This window comes from Martelella sp. UBA3392 (genome assembly GCF_002358775.1).
GTDB classification, from domain to species: domain Bacteria; phylum Pseudomonadota; class Alphaproteobacteria; order Rhizobiales; family Rhizobiaceae; genus Martelella; species Martelella mediterranea.
In genome coordinates this window covers 15,442-35,924 of sequence record NZ_DEPM01000298.1, presented here as the reverse complement: position 1 = coordinate 35,924, position 20,483 = coordinate 15,442, and the positions used below count along the sequence as shown (strand labels likewise).

Below are 20,483 nucleotides of genomic sequence, written 5' to 3'. Positions count from 1 at the left end.
GGCCGACAGGCGGGCGTCGTCCTCGGCGGAGAACCCGGTGGTGCCGATGACCACCGGTATGCTCTTGACGCCGATGGCGTCCTGAAGCGCCATGCTGGCTTGCGGGGTCGAAAAATCGATGATGACGTCGCAATGGCTCTTCATCGCCGCGTCGGCGGGGCGATATTCGATGCTGCTGCCGGCGACGGGCTTGCCGACAAGCCTTGATCCCGGCGACACCAGCGCCGCCGCAAGCTCAAGGCCGGGATTGGAGACGATCAGCTCCACGAGACTGGTTCCGACACGGCCCGAAGCGCCGAGAATTCCGATACGCATTGTACTCTCCTTAGTCGATCACGACCTTCTGTTCCGACATTTCCCTGATGGCGACGCGCACGCCCTCGCGGCCGAGGCCGGAACGCTTGATGCCGCCGAAGGGCACATGCTCGGCGCGGAAATCCGGCCCCTCATTGATCATCACGCCGCCCACGGCGAGGTTGCGGGAAAACATCCGGACCAGGGCATGGTCGTTGGTGAACACGCCCGCCTGCAGCCCGTATTCCCCGGCATTGACCTCCGCGATCGCCGCGCCGGCGTCGGAAAAGCGGCGGATCGCGATCACCGGGCCGAAGGTCTCCTCGGCAATGACCGGAGCATTGGCGGCGACATCGGCAAGCACGGTCGGCGCGAAAACGGTGCCATCATGATTACCGCCGGCAAGCAGCCGGCCCTCGCCTGCGCTGACCGTCGCCGCGATCCTTTCGGCGACCGTGCGGGCAGCAGGCAGGTCGATCACGGTGCCCATGTCAGTGTCGTCTCGCGAGGGGTCGCCGAATTCCACCCCATCCACCGCGGCCATCAGTCTGTCGGTGAAAGGCTTTTCAATATCGGCGTGGAGATAGAGCTTCTTGACGGCGGCGCAGCTCTGGCCGGCGATCTCGAAGCGGTGTCCGATCGTGGTGGCGACGGCGCGGTCGAGATCGGCATCGGGCAGGACAAACAGCGGATCATTGCCGCCAAGCTCCATCAGGCAGCGCACCAGGCCGCTGGCGTTCTTGAGCGCCAGCCCGGCCGCCGGTCCGCCCGTGAACGAAAGCAGGTCAATCGGCGCGCGGGCAAGAGCAAGCGCTGCCTCCGCCCCGCCATTGACGACCTGGAACAGGTCGTCCGGCCAGCCCGCCTTGCGCGCCAACTCGCAAAGTCTGTTGGCGGCAAGCGGCGCCTTCGGCGAGGGCTTGGCGACCACGGCATTGCCGGCGGCGATCGCCGGGCCGAGCTTGTGGCACAGCAGATTGACCGGATAGTTGAAGGGCGTGATCGCCCCGACAACGCCGACGGGCTCATAGGTGACCGTCGCAAGCCGGTCCGCGCCGCCCTCGACGATGGCGCAATGCAGGGCCTCGCCGTCGAGGAAGGTGGCGGCATCGCCCGCAAGCTTCAGCGTGTTCTGCGCCCGGCGGATTTCGTTGCGCGCCTCCCGGATTGTCTTACCCATTTCCGAAGACACGAGGCGCGCCAGGTTTTCGGCATCGGCGGCCATTTCGGCGGCAAGCGCGTTCAGCAGAGCGCGACGCATGGCCGGGGTCGAGAAGCGGAAGGCGCGGGCGGCGGCCTTGGCGTTGATCACGGCGGCGTCGATCTCCACCGGCGTGTTCACGCAAAGCTCGCCCACCGGCGCGCCGGAAAACGGGTTGCGGACGGAAATCGTTTCTGTTTTCGGCAGGGTCGCCGCCTGTGCCTGTGCCATAGATGCCTCACTGGTCTTTCGGTTCAATTGGGGAGGAAGCCGCGGTGATCATCGCGTCGATCGGGACCGGGCGGACCGGCCATCGCCTGCCGGCCAGATTTTTGGCTGCGGGGATGGTCTGGCCGGGTCTGAGCTCGGCTATGAATGCCGCGGTATTGTGGGCGCAGAACCGCCCCTGGCAGGCGCCCATGGCGAAGCGGCCATTGTGCTTGATCTCACGCTCCGAGGGCGCATCGACGCCGAGCACAAGCGCCTTCAGATCGCCCGCGGTCTTGCCCTCGCAGCGGCAGAGGATCGTGTCATCGGGCAACGCCGCGAACGGGGATGCGCCTGATGCGGGCGCGAAGATCCGGTCGAGCACCGCCTGCGCCGCGCGCATGTGCGCCAACATTGCTTCGGGCCTTGGCGCCTGTCCGGAAAGTGCCGCGATTACCTGGCCCGCGGCCTTGCGCCCATCGGCTTCGGCGGCGCTGCTGCCCAGCGCCTCGCGCCCGTCGCCGGCATGGAGGATCAAAGGGTGGCTTGGGGAAGGCTGACCCTCGGGCGGCAATGCGAAGTCATTGGGCCGGATGCCGTCATGCAGGCCTACGCGATCGACGATGATCTCCCGGGAGCGGCCATCCCGCCCGACCAGCGTGACGGCGAAGCCCGCGTCGATCCGACGGATATCGCGCACCGTTGTCGCCTGCAGAACCGGTATCCGCCGTGTGAGCAGCGTCGCCATGTAGCCGAGGGATTCCGTCAGCAATTGGGGAAACCGGAAAAGCTCAAGGCCGGCGGCAACCGCCCTGAAGGGCGCGCCCGCTTCGACCACCGCTACCGGCGGATTGCCAAGCCGCGCCATCTGCGCTGCAACGGCGAAAAGCAGCGGGCCGTTGCCAGCGAGCAGAACGTGGCCCTGCGGCGGCCGTCCGGTTTCCTTCATCATCACCTGCAGGCCGCCAGCAGTTGAAACGCCGGGCAGGTGCCAGCCGGGACGCGGCAGCACTTTTTCGACCGCGCCGGTTGCGATGATCACCGCCTTCGGCCGGCGTGTTTCGATACGGCCCGTCCGGCGGTTTTCGGTGACCACCCAGCTGTCGCCATCCACCGCGATGAAGACCTGTTCATGGTGGATCGGGATGTTTTCGACGGCCTGTCTCAGCCGCGCGAAACGCGCCTTGGCCGCGCGCGGCTGCGGGACGGGGGTGACGCCGTCGATGGGCTGGCGGAAGATCGCGCCGCCGATCGTCGGCCGCTGTTCGATGATCTCGACCGAAACACCGGCGCGCTTCAGCGTAGCGGCGGCCGCAAGCCCCGCCGGACCGGCGCCGATGACCAGCACGTCGATCGCGGGCTCAGACATAACCGCCCTCCATGCTTTCCACCTGCATGCCCTCGCGGGCAGGGGTCAGGCAGGTTTCGCGCGCGACCCCGTCGACCCGCGCGACACAGCCCTGGCACGCGCCAATGCCGCAGAAATAGCGGGTCGGTTGGCCGAGCCCGTCGGCGCCAAGCTGCATCACACCTTCGGCGGCAAGGGCGGCGGCGATGGTTTCGCCCGGGCGGAAGACGATTTCGCGCCCCATGAAGAAGAATGTCCCCCGGCTCATGCCGCCACCTCGCAGATGCCGAAGCGAGCAGGATCGAACGGGCTGATATCGATCGACGGGCGCTCTCCGGTGACAAGTTCGGCGATCGTCCTGCCGGTGACCGGACCAAGGCAGATGCCGTCGCCTTCAAAGCCGGTGGCGATGAAGCCGTTTTCTATGCCGGGCAGCCTGCCGATCAGCGGCAATCCGTCGGAAACGGCGGTGCGCGCGCCGGCAAAGACCCTGAGAAGCCGAAGCCGCGCGAGCCCCGGTACCAGCGCGACGGCATCGCTCAGGATGCGGGACACCGCCTCGAGATCATTGACCTTGCGGTCGCCAAAGGCTTCGCGCGTGCCGCCGATCAGGAATTGCCCCGTCTCCAGCGGGTCGATGACAAGCCCAAACCCGCGTCCGGGCGGGGCGGCGTCGCTGCTGCCGGAACGCTTGGAAAGCAGATAGCGGCCCGACATGATCGCGCCGGGCATGGATGCGTTGAGGGCGACGGCGCGTTCGGTCACCAGCAATTGCCCTTTGCGCGGAATGAGTCCGGCGCCGACATTGACCAGGCGCTCGGAGCCGGAACCGGCGCAGATAATGACAGCGTCGGCGGAGAGGAACCCGTTGTCGGTTTCAACGCCCTCGACCCGTTCGCCATTGCCGGCAAGCCGCAGGCGGCTGGCGCGGGTGTTGCGGTTGACGGCGATGCCGGCGGCGGCAATCAGCCGGTGAACGATCCGGTAGCCGATCGCGTGTCCCTCCGCATGAACTTCGACGGCAAGGGACGCGCTCTCGGAAAGCGCCGGAAAGCGCCGGCGCAATGCGCAGCTGTTGAGATGCTCCACGCTCACGCCGGCGGATGAAAGGGCCGCCGCATGCGCCTCCAGCACCGTGCATTCTTCCGCGCTGGAAGCGATGATGAAGGTCGAGCGCTGCTTGAACAGGCCGGCGAACAGTCCCTCTTCGGCCAGCCTGCGATAAAGCGCAATGCCTTCCAGGGCCGTCGTCATCATCGGGCCGGGACGCTTGCTGGCCACGGAGACCGCGCCATCGGCAGCGCCGGTCGCTTCCGCCGCCGGCGCGCTGCTGTCGATCAGAGTGACGCGGACGCCCTTTTTCGCAAGAAAATAGGCGGTCGCCGCGCCGACGATGCCGGAGCCGATGACGATGGCGGATGGTGTGGAGCGGGAGTGCATTTGGTTTGACCGGTATGATGGCGTTCGATATCGGTCATATTGACGGCTGTCGGCTTCGGGCGTCGATACAAGAGAATGGCCTTCAAAGGTCATGTTTTTTGTATCAGGCTAGCGGCCGGCCACCCCTTAAAAGAGAAGAAAGGGGATTTTCGCGATGGCAAAGATCAGTCTTACACTGGTGCAGACCTTCTATCATGTGGCGCGCAACGGCTCGTTCTCGGCGGCGGCGCGCGAGCTGAATCTGTCCTATCAGTCCGCCGCCAATCATGTGCGCCGGCTCGAGCAGATTTTGAAAAGCAGGCTGATCGAATCCGAGCAGGGGGCCAAGCGCATCACGCTCACGCCGCGCGGCCGCGCGCTTTACAATCTGCTGCATCCCGAGCTCGACATCATGCTGGAACGGCTGACGACGCTGATCGAGAACCAGCGTTCCGCGCTCCGCGTGGGCATGCCGCAGGCGATCTTCTTCTATCTGTTTCCCAAGGTTCTGGCCCGCTTTCGCGAGGCTTTTCCCGAGATGGAGTTCTCCGTCTACGAACGCGATACGGTGCTGGCCGAACTGGTGAAGAATGGCAGCCTCGATGTGTGCATCTCGGAACGCTATTTCGGCGACCCGGTGGTGCCGCAGCGCATGCTTGGAAGCTACCGGCTTTCGCTTGTGTTCCCGCGCGCCTGGGGCGATGTTCCGGCGCAGGAGGATATTCCGGATTGGGCCGCGGACAAGCCGTTCGTGACCTATGAACCCGGGCAGACCCTGCGCAATGTCTCGGTCGATTTTCTCGGCCGTGGCGGCAGGACCGTGCATCCCGCGATTTCGACCTCGGGCAGTTCCAGCGTGAAGCTGTGCGTTGAAGAAGGGCTCGGCTTTTCCATCATTCCCTCATGGTGCGTGGCCGCCGATGATGAAAAGGTCGCCTCGCTCCGCCTCACCAGCCTGCCGGAAATCCGGGTCTATTTCGGCAGCGCCGGATTCCTGCAAACCCACCCCATGGTCCAGCAGCTTTACGAGGATTGCCAGCGCGAACTGGTGGGGCCGGTTCTGGACCCGCCGAGCGGCGATATCCTGCCGCCTCTATGACCCGAACATACAAAAAAGCGCACAAGCGCCGTCTTTTCTCTAGCATTGTCTCGATCGGCTGAGCCGCTAGCCTGTTCCCGACGTGACCGATGGGGGTTGCGGTTCAATAATACGATCAATCCGGGGAATTATGGAGATCTCTCAATGAACTTGCTTGCCAAGATCTGTGGCGCGACGGCGGTGGCGCTTTCGCTGTTTTCAGCCGCCGCCAGCGCCGACACGGTCAGCGACATCCGCGAGCGCGGCACGCTGCGCATTCCGGCGATCCTGAACGAAGTGCCCTATTTCAACAAGGACCCGCGCACGGGCGAATGGACCGGCTTCGTTATCGATATGGCGTCGGATATCGCCAAGACGCTGGATGTCGAGCTTGAAGTGGTGGAATCGAGCTGGTCCAACGCCATTCTGGACGTCCAGAGCGGCAAGGTCGACATGGCCTTCGCCGTGACCGCGACGCCGGTGCGCGCGCTGTCGGTTTCGTTTTCCGACCCGACCTATTACAACAGTTTCGTACTGATCTCCGCCGATGAGGGGCTGGAAGGCAAGAGCTGGAACGAACTCAACGACCCGCAATACACCTTCGCAGTTGATCTCGGCTCCGCGCAGGATCTGATGGCGCAGCAATATCTGCCCAAGGCCAATATTCTGCGCTTCAAGACCCGCGACGAGGCGATCGTCGCCGTCACCACCGGCAAGGCGCAGGGGCTGATCAACACCATGCTCAACGGGCTGGTGATCTCCAAGAAGGCCGCCAATGTGGGCAGCGTCAAGGTGCCGACCCCGGTTCTGTCCACCCCTTCGGTGATTGCCGTGAACTACGGCGCGGACGAGACCTTCAAGAGCTTCGTGTCCGCCTGGGCCGAGTATAACCGCCGCATCGGCAACAACCAGACCTGGATCCTCAAGAGCCTGGAGCCGTTCGGCATCTCGCTGACGGACATGCCTCCCGGCTTCGGCTTTGGCGGCTGATCGAGAGCGCGGATTGCCGTCCATTTAAGCAGACGGAAAGACGCCCGGCGCGTTTGCCGGGCGTGTCATGCGTGCCGCCTGCAGCGGCAGAACCGGTTGTGAAACGGCGGATACGCGCCAGCGGGCTCGCGGCAGCCCGAGAACGGCTTATCGCGAATCCCGGGCGGGAACCGCGTCCCCCTGCAGCCGGCCATCGCGCCAGAGCTGACGCGACATCGGGCCGTCGGCGTCGTAATAGGTGGTGGTGCCGTCGCGCTTGTCGTTCTTCCACATCTGCACTTCCTCAAGCGCGCCGTTTTCCGCCAGGATGTAACTCGGCCCGTCCTTCATACCGTTGCTGAAGCTTGTAACCGCGATGCGGTAGCCATTGCCGTCAAAGGTCGTCCAGCGGCCGTCCTTGATGCCGTGGTCGTAGCGGCCCTGTTTCGTTTCGTCGCGGTAGGGGACCTGTTCCAGCCATTCGCCGTGCTTCTCGCCATCGACATAGCGCCCGCCGGCAATCATCCGGTCGCCATCCAGCTCCTTGTAGGGTCCGTTCAGGATGCCCGCGTCATAGGTGGCGAGCCGCTTCAGCTCGCCGTTCATCCTGTATGTCCGCTGCGCGCCGGTCAGCTTTCCGTCATCGTTATAGGTCTCGTGGATGACGTCGCTGGAGTGTTCCGTCCGGCGCCAGTCGCCGACGCGCTTGCCATGGTCGTAATAGCCCCGGTCCCACTCCCGGCCGCGCCAGGCGCGGGTGTAAAGACCATCCTCCTTGCCGTCGACATAGTGGACGCGGGTGGTGATCTGGTCGATCTCGGTGGTCGAGACGAACAGCCCGCGATATTCGCCATCGACCAGTTCGGTGCGGTCCAGAAGCTGGTCGTTGAGATATTTCGTGAAGAGGAGATAGCCTTCGGCCTTGATCTCGGTTTCGGTGAAATTGCCGTAATGCTCGACGGTTTTCTGTCCTTCGCCGCGGCCTTCGATCTGAACCGGCTCTTCGAGCCAGATCAACTCTCCGTCCTTCCATTTCCGGCTTCTCAACGCGCTGCCATCCCCGGCATAGTCGGTCTGGGCGACGAGCGCGCCGGATTCCGACCAGCGTTTTGCGCTGCCGGTCGGCGTGCCCATGTCATAGTGGCGCTCGGCTCGGCGCGCGCCGGAGGGCCAGTATTCGGTGACGACCCCATCGGCCGCGCCATCGACATAATGGCCTTCCTCGATGAGGTTGCCGTCCTTGTCGTAGTCCCTGTAGGGGCCATCGCGCCGGCTCATCGACCAGTGGATTTCGGCGGCAAGCTTGCCGTTCTCGTGGTATTTGCGTTCCACGCCGTCGATATGGCCGTCGACATGATTGTTTTCGGCCGAAAGCGTGCCGTCCTCATAATAGAGACGCCAAGGGCCGTTGAGCACGCCATCCTTCCAGGTGGTTTCACGCTGGGGCTTGCCATCCGCCCAGCACCGGACCTCCGTGCCGTTTTTCTTTCCATCCTCATAGGGCGTGCGGCCCACGACATTCTCATCCTCGTCGAAGGTCACCATCTCGCCGTCGCGGCGGCCGTCCTCGTTGAGCGGAACGCGGGTCTTGAGGTAGCCCGAGCCGGGATAGAAGGTCTCGATCTTTCCGACCTTGCGGCCCTCATCCAGCGTCGGGGCGGTGTTCCAGACGCGGGCATAACGGTCATCGTCTTCGTCGTAGATATCGATGATATAGACGCCGTCCTTTGCCTTTTCCGGCGGCGTGTAGCTGTAGGCGCCGTCCGGGGAGGGTGCCAGATTTTCGTCGACATTGGCCGCATGGGCGGCGCCTGCCGCCAGAGCGAGTAGAAGTGCGAGAGCGGTTTTCATCGGGCGTCCTCCCTCGGTTCAGGCAGATCGGGAAAGCGGATTTCGAAGCGCCGAGTCACCGGGTCGGAACCGGCGTCCGCTTCAAGGATGCGCTCCGGCCGGCCGGCGGCGCGGATATGGCCGTCTTCGAAGAGCGCCGAGGCGAGCGTGTCGTCGGGGGCGAGGGGCGTGCCATCCGGCGCGACTAGCGCAAGTGCGGTGCCCTCGGCATCGACCAGCCGGAAGCGCGCGTTGAATGCGCCAATCGTCATGGTGCTGTCCACGCCGAGCGCTTCCGGTTCGATCAGCCATGGCCGTTCGGGATCGAGCGTCTCGGTCGCCTCGCGCCATGCGACGGTGGTTTCGCAATCGATGACGACGGTGATCGGATCATGCCCGTAGAAATGCGTGCGGATGCCGTCATCGGTTTCAAGCTGCAGCGTCGTCGTACCTGTCTGTTCGTCCGTCTGCGTTTCGAAGCCAAGGTCGTGACCGGCAAGCGATACGGGCTCATCCAGCCCCGTCTCGCAGTGCTTCGCCTGCGTCGTCGCGAGCCTGAAACGCAGCGCGGCCAGATCGAGGCCTTCAGGCGTGATCGCATCGAGCGCCGACGGCGTGCCATCCGGATAAAGCGCTCGCCTCTCGGGCTCGGTGTCGGGATCGAGGCGTTTGCCGCGTTCGGTGCGGAAGGTGACCGTGCGGGTCGTGGCCGGGTTTTCGGCGTAGCGCTCGACGCGGATTTCGATCTTCTCCGGCACGGTTTCAGCCTTGAGCGCCACCTTGAGGCCGCTGTAATCCGGCATCGCCAACCGACGCGCCTGGCTTTCCTCCGGCGTCAACCAGTCCGCGCCGCTGTCGGCGGCATAGATCTGTCCCTTGACGTCGCTTCCTTCCGGGAAAGAAAGGCCGAAGAAATCCCAGGTTTTGCCGGACAGCAGCAGTTCGTAGCCATCATCGGTCGGTCGGAACTCGGCCGAGGCGCCATTGCGGATTACGCTGGCCTTCCCATCTGCATCCGGTCGCAGCGTCAGGGTAAAGGGCTCTGCGGGATACCAGTCGACCTTGGCGCTGAGCTCCGTTGCCCGATCCAGCTCGTCGCGAACATCGCCGATGCCGACCGGGCGCGCCCGCGAGACCGTCCGGAACCCGCCGGCGTCCGGAACGGTCACGGGCATGGTGGCGAGGAACGCGGTCGGCAGTTCGGTGTCGCCGTCGAAAAGACGCAGATCGTGGAGCGCGAAGCGGCCGATATTGCTGCCCGCTGCGGGATCGTGGGCGAAGCTCAGCGTGTAGGTCTTGCCGTGCTTGTCGGCCTCTCCCGGCTCGCCGGTGAACACCATGTCCGGCTCGGGCGGCATGACGATGGTTGAAAACGGAAAGGTCGGCATGTCATGCCATTCAGGCTCGCCCCGGAACGCATGGGTATAGAGCGGGAAGGGACTTTCCGTGTTCGCCATCGCGATGGTCTGGCGCGAGAAACGCTCGTCGTTCGCGCCGGGATTGATGCGCATGTCATAGGTCATCACCGAGCGCTCGACCCAGCCGCTGTCGCGCGCAAGTACCGAAACGCCGGACAGTCTCGTATCCTCCGACGTGCCCTCATAGCTGAGGAAAACCGCATCCGGCGTCACCGCGCTGACGGTGATCTCGACATCGGCGACGCCCGGCAGCGTGGTGGTGGTGGACCAGCCCTTCTCGGCTTCGATTTCGACCGGCAGGACCGGCTGGCCGAGCTGGTCGCGCATTTGGGCGAGCATGGCTTCCGGCATCTCGGCATCGCCGCGCGGGGCGAAATCCGTCAGCCCGTGGCTTTCCGGATCGATCGTGGCGGAAAAGCCTTCGCGCATCAGCCGGGCAAGATCGTCGGGCGCGTCGCCGAAGGCGGTGCTGGTTACCCGCGATCCCTCGTCATAGGCAAACCACAAAGGGAAGACGTCCATGCTGATGCCGCCGTCCTCGTCGCGTCCGGTGACCGCAAAGCGGGTCAGCGCCGAAACGAACTGGTTGTCGTAAAAGCCGTCCGAATCGCTGAAGCCGGAAGCCATGGAAATTTCGAGGTGGTAGGTCCGTTCGGCTCCGACGGCCGGGTCGAAAATGATGGTCTCGGCCTTTGCCACGCCGGGAATGGCGGCGACAAGCAGGGCGAACCAGAAACGTCGTTCGATCATGCTTTCTCCTTCGATGGCGCAGTCATGAAGGGGCAGGCGGGCAGAGGCAAGTAACTGCAAGTTGAGATTTACTCCCTGCCGGAAAACCATTGTAACGAACGGATTTGTCTATGCTTTTTCGCCGGGCTATAAGGCCCCGTCACCCGGATTCGCCACACCAAAAGCCAGGGCCGTCAGCCATTTTATTCATGAAATCACTCTCGGTTTTCCAGACAGTTTTTTTCCGCCGGCATGGTAAATCGGATGACGGCCTTTTGGTCTCGGGGAAGCGGATCGTCGCGGCCTTCCTGCTTGTGCTGATCTGGCTTGGGCCGGCCTCGGCGCGCGAGCGGATCGAGCGTTTCGAAAGCGACATCGCGATCGGCCCGACCGGCCGCCTCGATATCACCGAGACCATCGCGATCAAGGCGGAGGGGTACCGGATCGAGCATGGCATCTTTCGCGACCTGCCGATCGCGGGACGGACGGCGGAGGGCGGCGTCGATCCCGGCGCGTTGCAGATCCTGTCGGCCACGCTCGACGGTAAGCCGGTGCCCATGCGCGTTGCCCGCCGCAGCGACTATATCCGCATCTTTCTGGGGGATTCCGGAACCGATCTCGAACCGGGCGTTCACACCTTCCGGCTTGCCTATCGCACCGGACCGCAGATCGAAAGCCGCGACGGTCACGACGAATTCTACTGGAATGTGACCGGCTCCTACTGGGCCTTCCCGATCGACAACGCCGCCGCGACCATTCATCTGCCGGAGGGCGCGGGGGCCACACAGGTCGCCGGCTATACCGGGCCACTCGGCTCGACGCGTACCGAGGTGTCCCGCCGCCTCAGCCCGGATGGCGGCACGGTCGATGTTTCGACCTATCGCATTCTCGACCCGGAGGAGGGGCTGACCGTCGCCATCGCATTCCCCGAAGGTTTCGTCAGCGAACCGGCGGCCGCCGAGCGGTTCCGGTGGTGGGTGCGCCGCAATCCGGGCGTGGCGATTTCCGGCGTCGGCCTCGGCGCTCTCGGCCTGCTTTTCCTGTTCGTCTCCCGGCAGATCAGGCGGCCCGGAGAGGAGCACGCCGGTCGCTATCCGGTGGTCGAGCGGCGCAAGCCGCCGCGCGGCACGACGCCCGCTCAGGTACAGTATATTTCGATGCGGCGCATGCTCGGCCATTCCGCGCTCCTCGCCACGGTCATCCATCTCGGCCTGCGCGGGCTGATGACCATCGTTCCCGAGGGCAAAGCCTGGCGGATCGTACTGGACGAGGGCGAGACCGGCACGCTGGCGCCCGAGGAGGAAGCGCTGGTTTCTGGCGTGCGCGCCGAAGGCGGCAGCGTCCTGGTCGAGCGCAACAACCGGCAGACGCTGAGACGGCTTTACGGCGATTTCGCCCGCGTGGTGCGCGCCACCCATGGCCGGCGGTATTACGCGCCGAACGGCAAGTGGAAGCTGGCGGCCGCCTTCCTCTGCTCCGGCCTTGCCGCAGCGCTTGCTCTGACCGGCATGGATGGCGAGGGGTGGATCCTTGCCTATGGCCCGCTGCTGCCGATCGCGCTTGGCCTTGCCTTTGCGGGCTTCGATGCGCGCGCCTCGGCGGATACGGTCAGCAATGCCGCCGGAAACGGCATGGGCGGCGGGCTGGTCGCGAGCGCGGGTCTGTGGCTGATGATGGGCTTCTTCACCGGGGCCTTCGGCTGGGCCACGGCGCTCGGCCTCGTCGCGACGCCGGTGCTGTTCTGGTGGTTTGCCGCGCGGATCGGCCAGCCGACGGAAGAGGGGCGGGCGCGCGAGGCGGAAATCGAGGGGCTGCGCCTCTATCTCCAACGCGTCGGCGACATGCGCCACGCCAATCGGAGCGAAAGGGACGCGCTCCCATCGCTTCTGCCGTTCGCGGTGGCGCTCAACATGAAGTCCGAATGGAGCCGCGCCTTTGACAGCGTGATGGACGCCGGCCCCGGCACCATCAACCCGATCCCTTTCGGCCTGCACCCGACCTTCTATGACACGGGCGCGAACGGTGCGACGATCTTCGGCGCCTGCCAGGCGCTCAGCACCAACCTCACGGCTTGCATCTCGCCCAACGGATCGGGCTCTGGCGGCGGCTTTTCGGGCGGCGGCTTCTCCGGCGGTGGCGGCGGCGGCGGTGGGGGCGGCGGCTGGTGAATGGCTGTCTCGAGATCAGAACTGGTTGACCAAAGGCGAGGGTGCGGCGATTTGCGGCTGCTCACGAGTTCACCGGAGGTCACAGCCGGTTGCATGCGTCTTTGTATTCCGCGTCGAGCCGGGTGACGAGGTCGCCGGCGTATGGACGATATCGGCGGCGCTTCAAACGGCCGCACTATCCTCATATTTCGCCTTTTCCCCGATGGTATCAGGGAATGGTCGCGGGGCCTGCGGTATCGTCTTTCGGAGAGGTTCCGAAGGCGCGGCGGAAAGCCTGACTGAACGCACTTTGCGAGTGGTAGCCCACCATCTCGGCGACATCGGCCACGCGCAGATTGTCCCGCATGAGCGCTGTTCGCGCGACTGTGAGCCGCCACGAACGCAGGTATGACAGCGGCGGCTGGCCGGTGCGGCGGGAGAACGCGGCGGAGAAGGCTGCGCGCGACATGCCGGCAATCCCTGCCAGTTCCGCCACGGTCCATGGATGGGCGACGTTTTCGTGCAGTGCGGCAAGCGCCCGGCCGATCCGCGGATCGAGAAGCGCGCCAAGCCAGCCCATGCCGGTCGCCCGGACCTCGCTCGCACAGGCGCGGATCGCTTCCACCAGAAGAATATCGGCAAGGCGGGAGCGCACGATTTCGCCCCCGATCGCCTCGCGCTCGGTCTCGTTCGACATCAGGTTGAGGGTCATCCCGATCGCGCTCGATCCCGAGGCATCCCTCGGCACCACGAAGAAATCCGGCAGCATGTCCAGCAGGAAATCCGCATTTGCCCCGGCAAAGGTGACGCTGCCTCCGATGCCGACAGTCTCATCGCCGTTGATCCGGGCAACATCCCGCTCCGGACCGTCGTAAAGAGCGCGGCCATCGGCCGGGGCGAGTGTCGGATCACTGCACACCACATAGTCCGTGCGTCCGATCAGACAGACATCGCCCGCCTGCATGCGCCGGGGCTGATGCCCCGGGACCGAGATCCATGCATCGCCGCGAAGCAATGCCACGAATTTGAGACGATCGAGGCCGGGAAAGGAGAGCGACCACGCGCCCGCGGCTTCAATTCGTGTGCGCCGGGCCACGCGCGCGCCCAGAATATCGAGCACGTTTGAAAGCGGATCGACGGCGATGCTGGACGATCGCGACAATTTGAGAGACTCCTTCGCGTCGCTAATCTTTCCTTCCTGGCATAGATAACTGCAAAAGCAAATCATCTATCGGGAGTGCCAAATGACCATTGAAGGCAGAGTTGTCGCCATTACCGGCGCCAGCAGCGGCATCGGCCTCGCAACCACGAAACTGCTGGCCGCGAAAGGGGCACGCGTCGTGCTCGGCGCGCGCAGAGAGGCCGAACTTGAAACGATCACAGACGAGATCGTCGCCAACGGGGGCCAAGCCGTTTTCAAGGCCACCGACGTTCGCCGCCGCGCCGATCTGGAAGCACTGGTCGCCAAGGCGATCGACAGCTTCGGCCGGCTCGATGTCATCGTCAACAATGCCGGTATCGGCCCGATCTCCCGCTTCGATGCTTTGCGGGTTGATGATTGGGACGCGATGATCGACGTGAACCTCAAGGGCACGCTTTACGGCATAGCGGCCGCCCTTCCGGTGTTTGGACGACAGAAGAGCGGTCACGTCGTCAATGTCGTCTCAACGGCGGGCATCCAGATCGTGCCGACGATGGGGGTCTATGCCGCCACGAAGAATGCCGTCAGAACTGTGACCGAGGCGCTCAGACAGGAGGCTGGGCCGCATTTGCGGGTCACCGAAATATCGCCCGGGATGATCGCCACGAATTTCGGAGACAGCATCACGGACGAGACGACAAAGAAGATGATTACGGAGCGTCTGGGGGCGATCGCGATCTCGCCGGATGCGATCGCCGGCGGCGTCCTCTACGCGCTGGAACAGCCCTTCGATGTCGACGTCGGCAGCATCGTCATCCGCCCGACGGCGCAAGGCTGAACCCGTTCTGCTGCTTTCTTTGCTGCTGGCAGAAAGGGAGTTGAACTCACACCGGCTTCCGCCGACCCCGATCCGGACGATTGACATACCGCCCCCACCTGTTTATTTCCGAACGGTCGGAAATAAACAGGTGATCGATGGCGCGTCCCAGAAAACATGATCAGGATAAGATACTCGATGCGGTCGAGCGGGTTGTCGCGCGCGACGGCGTGCTGACCGTCGATGCGGTGGCGAAGGAAGCGGGTGTCTCGAAGGCGACTGTGCTTTATGAACATGCCAGCAAGCGCGCGCTTGTCGCGGCGCTGGTCGATCGCACCATCAAGGCCGACAACGCCTTCAACCAAGCCTGCGCGGCGCCGTTTGCCGGCGAGGCGGATGCGCCTTTGAAGGGCCGCATCGAGGCCGCCCGGCGCAGCCCGCCCGTGCCCGAGGGCAATCCCGCGGTGCTGAGCCTCGTCGCCGCCCTGATGCAGGATGCCGATCTGCGCGCGGAGTTCCGCCGCAACCAGAAGACGCTTTCCCGTCAACTGCTGGCGGAAGCGCGCGATCCCCGGGCCGCCCGGCTTGCCTGGCTTGCGCTGGAGGGTCTGAAATACCAGCAGCATCTCGAACTCCACGACTGGGACGAGGCCGAACGCGCGGAAATTCTGCGCGACATCGAAACCCTTGCCGGCCTTGGCAAAGACGGCATCGGACATGACAATGGCTGAAGAGCACGTATTCATCACCGGCGCGTCGGGCTATGTCGGCCGCAACCTGCTGCGGCACTTCGTCTCCAGGGGCCATCCGGTGACCGGGCTTGTCCGCAGCCCGGAAGCAGCCGAGCGGGTCGCGTCCTGGGGCGCGCGTCCGGTTCCGGGCGACATGCTGACCGCCGAGCTTGCGCCGCTGATGTCCGACGCGGATGTGCTGATCCACGCGGCGGCCAATGTCGACCATGGAACGGGCTCAAAGGCGGCATCTGTCAATCCGGATGGCACGCGCCGGGTATTGGAAGCGGCAAGGGATGCCGGGGTCAGGAAGATCATTCACATCAGCACGGATTCCGTGCTGCAGGACGGTCGTCCCCTGCGCAATGTCGACGAGACCGCTCCCTATCCGGACCGCCCGGCCGGAGCTTATTCGGCCGGCAAGGCCGAGGCGGAGAGGATCGCCCGCCGGGCCGCCGCCCAGGGCCAGCATGTCGTCATCCTGCGTCCGCGCATGGTCTGGGGCCGCGATGATACGACCGCGCTTCCGATGCTGGTCGAAGCCGTGAAGAGCGGCAAGTTCGCCTGGATTTCGGGCGGCGGCTACCGCTCCTCCAGCCTGCATATCGCCAATCTGTGCCATGCCGTGGAGCTTGCCTTTGCCCGTGGCGGGCGCGGCGAAATCTACCACGTCACCGACGGACCGGCCCGCCCGTTTCGCGAAACCGTCAGCGGCCTGCTGGAAACCCAGGGGCTGGAAGGCGGGACCAGGAGTGTGCCGCGCGGCGCGCTCCGCATGATTGCCCGCTTCAGTGACGGGCTGCATCGCCTGAGCGGCGGCAGGTTCAGTGGACCGCTGAGCTATCAGGATTATGCCACCAGCGCGGTCGAGATCACGCTCGATATCCGAAAGGCGGAACGCGACCTCGGCTATCGGCCGGTGGTTACGTTTGAGGAAGGTCTGCGTGAATTGCGGGCGCTTCGGTGACCGCCCGTGATCGGAAGTCGCCGCGCGCTTTCATTATTGCGGGGGCCGTTCCGGCATGAGTTGATCGAGGGTCACCTCGGCAAACTGCGCCAGAAACAGCAATTCCGCCTTTTCCATCGTGTCTGAAAGCGCTGCGTTGACGCGCTCCTGAACCTTGCAATCGGGATGCTCGCTGCGGTTTCCGATGGCAAACAAAGTGGGCCGGCCAAGGGCCTCGTAAACGGCGAGCAGCGTGATCTGGTGGAGCGGCCGCGCAAGTTGCCAGCCGCCGCCATGGCCCTTTCCGGATTTGACATGGCCGGCCTCGCGCAGGCCCGCCATCGTCCGGCGAAACACGGCCGGGTTGGTGCCCATGCTTTTTGCCAGCGCCGCCGAGGTCAGCGGCTTGTCGACCTGGCCCATATGCAGCAGCACATGCAGCACATCCGACAGGCGGGTATCCTTGTTCATCCTGCATTTGCTCCATGGTTTTTATGTATCAGTTGTTGGTACATGAATTCGGAGATGATATGTAGCTCCAACTGATACATATCATGAGGCCGCGATGTCCAGCACAGACAGTTCCTTTTCAGCCGGTTCGCCTGCGGCCAGAGAGCCAACGGCAGGCGCAAAGGCCTTCACCGATCCGGGCGCGGTATCATCCTATGTCAGCGATACGCCCAGAAAGGTGCCCGGTCTCGCTGATCTGCACCGCATGACCACCCTTCTGCTCGACGAGCACGCGCCCGAGGCCGCCCATATCCTCGTGGTCGGCGCTGGCGGCGGCCTGGAACTGAAAGCGATGGCGGAAGCGCGGCCCGGCTGGCGGTTTGATGGCGTCGATCCTTCGGCAGCGATGCTGGATATCGCCCGGCGGGTGACCGCGCCCCATGCCGAGCGGATCGCGCTTCTCGAAGGGACCGTCGATCAGGCCGGGGCCGGCCCTTACGATGGCGCGACATGCCTGCTCACCCTGCATTTCCTCGACAGGGACGCGCGCCTGCACACGCTGCAGGAAATCCGTCGCCGCCTGAAGCCGGGCGGCGTGATCGTGGTCGCGCACCACGCCGCGGCTGACGGGAATGCCGGGCTCTGGCTGGAGCGCTCCGCCGCCTTCGCCAATCGCGCCGATGCCGGTCGCGTTGGCGCGGCCGCATCGGCAAAGGCGATGCTCGCGCACTTGCCGCTCCTTGCGCCAGACGAGGAAGAAGCGCTGTTGCGGGAAGCCGGCTTTTCGGCGCCGGCCTTGTTCTATGCCGCCTTCTCGTTTCGCGGCTGGGTCGCAATCGCCGGCTGACGGTCGCCGCGATCCCACGAAAGCCGGTGCGGCGTCGATCAAGCTCTACGATTTCGCCTGCGATCCCGGCGGCTAGGCCGCCGTCTCCGGGATGCGGGCAATCACCTTGATTTCTACGTCGAAACCGGCAAGCCAGTTGACGCCGACAGCGGTCCAGTTCGGGTAGGGCGCTTCGGGAAACATCTCGTTCTTGACCTCCATGAAGTCCGCGAACTGGCGTTCGGGATCGGTGTGAAAGCTGGTCACGTCGACGATGTCCTCAAGCCCGCATCCGGCGGAGGCCAGGACCGCCTTCAGGTTGGTGAAAGCCTGCCGCACCTGTTGCCGGTAATCCGGCTCCGGGCTGCCATCGGCTCGGCTGCCGACCTGACCCGACACGAAAAGCAGGTCGCCCGACCGGATGGCCGCGGAATAGCCGTGCGCCTCGTAAAGGGCGTGCCGGTTTGCGGGGAAGACGGGTTCTGGCTTGGTCATTGTCTGGTTCCATTGGCTGACGTGTTTCGGACTTCTCAGTCTGCGCGTGAAATGATATACGCAGCGTATGTCAAATAATACACATACGCGGCGTATGTCAATAGGCATACGCCGGCGTTGGAAGGCGGAGCACGATATGGCCTCGATGACCCGATCCAAGATGATGGAACAAACCCGCGCCAAGCTGATTGCCGCTGCGCGGCGGGCCTTTGCGGAAAAAGGTTTCGCCGCCGCATCCATGGACGATCTGACGGCGGCCGCGGGACTGACCCGCGGCGCGCTCTACCACAATTTCGGCGACAAGAAGGGATTGCTGGCGGCCGTGGTTGCCCAGGTCGACGGCGAGATCGCGGCGCGGGCGCGGGAGGCGAGCCAGCATGTGGAGGGTGCGTGGGAGGCGCTTCTGGCCGAGGGCGTCGCCTATATCGAACTGTCGCTCGAACTCGAGGTGCAGCGCATTGTCTTGCTGGACGGGCCCGCCTTTCTCGGCGACCCGTCGCACTGGCCAAGCCAGAGCGCCTGCCTCGAGGAGACCAAATCGGTCCTCGCCAAGCTGATTGACGCCGGCATCGTCAAAAAGGTGGATGTCGAGGCGGCCGCGCGATTGCTGAACGGGGCGGCGCTCAATGCCGCGCTCTGGGTGTCGGCCAGCGACAAGCCGGAGGAAACCCTTGCCGGGGCCATCGAGGCTTTCACCGCGCTGGCGTCGGGACTTCTCGTCGACTGAGCTCGGCTCTTTTCGGGATGGAACAGGGCCGGCGGCGCGGGCCGCATTGCCGCGACCCTGCGCTTTGCGTCCATATCACTCAGCTGTGGCGGATTTCCGTGCCGAGAACCTTGAGGCATTCCCGCATGAAGGCGGCCAGCCCGGTCCAGCCCTTGGCCGAAATCATCGTGCCGTCGACATAGGCCTCTTTCGGCTCGACGTCGATATAGGTCCCGCCGACCGCCGCGACCTCCGGGGCGCAGGCGCCGAGACCGGCGACCTTGCGGCCCTTGAGTACGCCCGGCACGGCCATCAGGATCTGCACGCCGTGGCAGATCGTGAAGATCGGCTTGCCGGCATCGTGGAAATGCCGGACCATCGCCTGGATGCGGGGATCGGTCCGGATATATTCCGGCCCGCGGCCGCCCGCGGCATAGACCGCGTCATAGCTGTCGAGCTCGGCCTCGGCCTCGGAGAACGTCTTGTTGATCTCGGCGAAATGGCCGGGCTTTTCGGTATAGGTCTGGTCGCCCTCGAAATCGTGGAGCGATGTCTTGATCAGGTCGCCTTCGTTCTTGTCCGGGCAGACGACGTGAACCGTGTGGCCGACGGCCTCCATACCCTGTTGATAGACGTAGATTTCATATTCTTCCGTGAATTCGCCGGTGAGCATGAGGATTTTCTTGCCGCTCATCTCGATCTCCTGATTATGGGATTGATCCGTCCGGCCGCCGCAAGACGACCGGACAGGGTGTTTCGGTTCAGAACGGGGAGTCGGGGAAGTAGAACTGGTCCGCGTTCTCGGGCGTGATCAGCGGGGCGTCCAGCTTGAACGATCCGCGCATCGGCGCCTGGCCCGCGAACTGCGCCGCGGTCATGTACATGGCCGAAGCGATCATCGACGGCGGGTAAGGGGTGGAGATGGGGGTGCGCTCATCGCCCGCCTGCACCATCTCGATCACCTGTTTCATGCCGTTGCCGCCAAGCGCGTATTTGATGTCTTCCCGTCCGGCCTGATCGACAGCCTCGATCACGCCGAGCAGCATGTCATCATCATTGGCCCAGACCGCATCGATATTCGGATAGCGCGCCAGATAGTCCTGCATCAGGGTGAAGGCTTCGTCCTGGTTCCAGTTGGCATACTGCATATCGAGGATTTCGATGTCGGTCTGGTCAATGACATCCTTGAAGCCCTGGATGCGTTCGTCATCGATCACGGTTGGGATGCCGCGCAGCACGACGATCTCGCCTTCGCCGCCCAGTTTCTCGACCAGCCACTCCGCCGTGTTCGCGCCAACGGCGATGTTGTCGCCGGCGACATAAAGGTCCTGGATCGACGGGTCGGAAAGACCCCGGTCGACCACGGTGATGAAGGTGCCGTTCGAGGCGACCTGCTCCACCGGCCCGGTCAGTTCCTCCGACGTGAAGGGCAGGATGACAAGCGCGTCGAGCTCGTTCGTCGCCGACAGGTCCTCGAGCGAAGACACCTGCGCGGTCGCCGACGAGGCCGTCGAGACGATGACATCGATGTTCGGGAACGCGGCCTCGATCTGCTTTTCCGCCTCTTGGGCATGGTAGACCACGCCGCCTGTCCAGCCATGTGTGGCCGCCGGTATGGAGACTGCGATGGTGAATTCCTTGTCCTGGGCAATAGCGGCGTGCCCGAACAGCGTTCCCGCCACCACTGTGGCCGACAGGAGCGCCGCGCTTCTGGTCTTGATTGTCATAATT

The 20,483-nt window shown here is 64.5% G+C and carries 19 protein-coding genes and 1 pseudogene; 8 read left to right on the top strand and 12 right to left on the bottom strand.

All coding sequences use genetic code 11. The features are described from left to right. The 5 genes and pseudogenes from B4E36_RS23355 to B4E36_RS23335 form a co-directional block, all read right to left on the bottom strand. A pseudogene (locus B4E36_RS23355) lies at nucleotides 1–315 on the bottom strand (dihydrodipicolinate reductase); the annotation flags it as partial. A 10-nt stretch (nucleotides 316–325) separates the two neighbouring features. Then, a complete protein-coding gene (locus B4E36_RS23350; RefSeq protein ID WP_292058756.1) occupies nucleotides 326–1,726 on the bottom strand; it encodes an aldehyde dehydrogenase family protein in 1,401 nt (466 codons plus the stop codon). A gap of 7 nt (nucleotides 1,727–1,733) precedes the next feature. Then, nucleotides 1,734–3,071, bottom strand: coding sequence for an FAD-dependent oxidoreductase (locus B4E36_RS23345; protein ID WP_292058754.1), 1,338 nt, complete (start codon nucleotides 3,069–3,071; stop codon nucleotides 1,734–1,736). Continuing rightward, nucleotides 3,064–3,318 carry a 2Fe-2S iron-sulfur cluster-binding protein gene (locus tag B4E36_RS23340; RefSeq protein WP_292058752.1) on the bottom strand — a complete coding sequence of 85 codons (255 nt, stop codon included), beginning with the start codon at nucleotides 3,316–3,318 and terminating at the stop codon, nucleotides 3,064–3,066. Before B4E36_RS23340 ends, B4E36_RS23345 begins: the two co-directional genes overlap by 8 nt. After that, a complete protein-coding gene (locus B4E36_RS23335; protein ID WP_292058738.1) occupies nucleotides 3,315–4,490 on the bottom strand; it encodes an NAD(P)/FAD-dependent oxidoreductase in 1,176 nt (391 codons plus the stop codon). The genes B4E36_RS23340 and B4E36_RS23335 overlap by 4 nt, the downstream gene beginning before the upstream one ends. A 154-nt stretch (nucleotides 4,491–4,644) precedes the next feature. Between B4E36_RS23335 and B4E36_RS23330 the strand changes: the two genes are divergently transcribed. After that, entirely contained in the window at nucleotides 4,645–5,568 is a 924-nt protein-coding gene (locus B4E36_RS23330; RefSeq protein ID WP_292058736.1) for a LysR family transcriptional regulator, read from the top strand. Nucleotides 5,569–5,712: 144 nt separating this feature from the next. Then, the gene (locus tag B4E36_RS23325; protein ID WP_292058734.1) at nucleotides 5,713–6,537 is read left to right on the top strand and encodes a transporter substrate-binding domain-containing protein; all 825 of its coding nucleotides are present in this window, start codon (nucleotides 5,713–5,715) and stop codon (nucleotides 6,535–6,537) included. Between the two features lie 147 nt (nucleotides 6,538–6,684). Here B4E36_RS23325 and B4E36_RS23320 read toward each other — a convergent pair whose 3' ends face one another. Both B4E36_RS23320 and B4E36_RS23315 read right to left on the bottom strand, forming a co-directional pair. Then, nucleotides 6,685–8,367 (bottom strand): hypothetical protein, encoded by a 1,683-nt coding sequence (locus B4E36_RS23320; protein ID WP_345900873.1) that lies wholly within the window; start codon nucleotides 8,365–8,367, stop codon nucleotides 6,685–6,687. Beyond that, nucleotides 8,364–10,514, bottom strand: coding sequence for a hypothetical protein (locus tag B4E36_RS23315; protein WP_292058731.1), 2,151 nt, complete (start codon nucleotides 10,512–10,514; stop codon nucleotides 8,364–8,366). The genes B4E36_RS23320 and B4E36_RS23315 overlap by 4 nt, the downstream gene beginning before the upstream one ends. Nucleotides 10,515–10,768: 254 nt before the next feature. Here B4E36_RS23315 and B4E36_RS23310 point away from each other — a divergent pair, with 254 nt between their 5' ends. Continuing rightward, nucleotides 10,769–12,661, top strand: a complete 1,893-nt coding sequence (locus B4E36_RS23310; RefSeq protein ID WP_292058729.1) for a DUF2207 domain-containing protein — start codon at nucleotides 10,769–10,771, stop codon at nucleotides 12,659–12,661. Between the two features lie 208 nt (nucleotides 12,662–12,869). On the opposite strand, the gene B4E36_RS23305 is transcribed toward B4E36_RS23310, so the two are convergent. Beyond that, the gene (locus tag B4E36_RS23305; RefSeq protein ID WP_345900872.1) at nucleotides 12,870–13,802 is read right to left on the bottom strand and encodes an AraC family transcriptional regulator; all 933 of its coding nucleotides are present in this window, start codon (nucleotides 13,800–13,802) and stop codon (nucleotides 12,870–12,872) included. Between the two features lie 82 nt (nucleotides 13,803–13,884). Here B4E36_RS23305 and B4E36_RS23300 point away from each other — a divergent pair, with 82 nt between their 5' ends. From B4E36_RS23300 to B4E36_RS23290, 3 genes are all read left to right on the top strand, one after another. Further along, nucleotides 13,885–14,619, top strand: a complete 735-nt coding sequence (locus B4E36_RS23300) for an SDR family oxidoreductase (protein ID WP_292058725.1) — start codon at nucleotides 13,885–13,887, stop codon at nucleotides 14,617–14,619. Between the two features lie 137 nt (nucleotides 14,620–14,756). Then, nucleotides 14,757–15,329 (top strand): TetR/AcrR family transcriptional regulator, encoded by a 573-nt coding sequence (locus tag B4E36_RS23295; protein ID WP_345900871.1) that lies wholly within the window; start codon nucleotides 14,757–14,759, stop codon nucleotides 15,327–15,329. Continuing rightward, nucleotides 15,322–16,296, top strand: coding sequence for an NAD-dependent epimerase/dehydratase family protein (locus tag B4E36_RS23290; RefSeq protein ID WP_292058722.1), 975 nt, complete (start codon nucleotides 15,322–15,324; stop codon nucleotides 16,294–16,296). The genes B4E36_RS23295 and B4E36_RS23290 overlap by 8 nt, the downstream gene beginning before the upstream one ends. Nucleotides 16,297–16,329: 33 nt before the next feature. On the opposite strand, the gene B4E36_RS23285 is transcribed toward B4E36_RS23290, so the two are convergent. Further along, nucleotides 16,330–16,746 carry an Rrf2 family transcriptional regulator gene (locus B4E36_RS23285; protein ID WP_292058721.1) on the bottom strand — a complete coding sequence of 139 codons (417 nt, stop codon included), beginning with the start codon at nucleotides 16,744–16,746 and terminating at the stop codon, nucleotides 16,330–16,332. Nucleotides 16,747–16,840: 94 nt separating this feature from the next. On the opposite strand from B4E36_RS23285, the gene B4E36_RS23280 reads away from it, so the two are divergent. Next, the gene (locus B4E36_RS23280) at nucleotides 16,841–17,572 is read left to right on the top strand and encodes a class I SAM-dependent methyltransferase (protein WP_292058719.1); all 732 of its coding nucleotides are present in this window, start codon (nucleotides 16,841–16,843) and stop codon (nucleotides 17,570–17,572) included. Between the two features lie 72 nt (nucleotides 17,573–17,644). Here B4E36_RS23280 and B4E36_RS23275 read toward each other — a convergent pair whose 3' ends face one another. Beyond that, entirely contained in the window at nucleotides 17,645–18,046 is a 402-nt protein-coding gene (locus tag B4E36_RS23275; RefSeq protein ID WP_292058717.1) for a RidA family protein, read from the bottom strand. A gap of 136 nt (nucleotides 18,047–18,182) precedes the next feature. Here B4E36_RS23275 and B4E36_RS23270 point away from each other — a divergent pair, with 136 nt between their 5' ends. After that, nucleotides 18,183–18,773 (top strand): TetR/AcrR family transcriptional regulator, encoded by a 591-nt coding sequence (locus B4E36_RS23270; RefSeq protein WP_292058715.1) that lies wholly within the window; start codon nucleotides 18,183–18,185, stop codon nucleotides 18,771–18,773. Between the two features lie 79 nt (nucleotides 18,774–18,852). Here the strand turns inward: B4E36_RS23270 and B4E36_RS23265 are convergent, their stop codons facing one another. Together B4E36_RS23265 and B4E36_RS23260 are read right to left on the bottom strand one after the other, a co-directional pair. Next, the gene (locus B4E36_RS23265; protein WP_292058714.1) at nucleotides 18,853–19,446 is read right to left on the bottom strand and encodes a DJ-1/PfpI family protein; all 594 of its coding nucleotides are present in this window, start codon (nucleotides 19,444–19,446) and stop codon (nucleotides 18,853–18,855) included. 67 nt (nucleotides 19,447–19,513) lie between these two features. Continuing rightward, nucleotides 19,514–20,479, bottom strand: coding sequence for a substrate-binding domain-containing protein (locus B4E36_RS23260; protein ID WP_292058712.1), 966 nt, complete (start codon nucleotides 20,477–20,479; stop codon nucleotides 19,514–19,516). Between the last annotated feature and the right edge of the window lie 4 nt (nucleotides 20,480–20,483).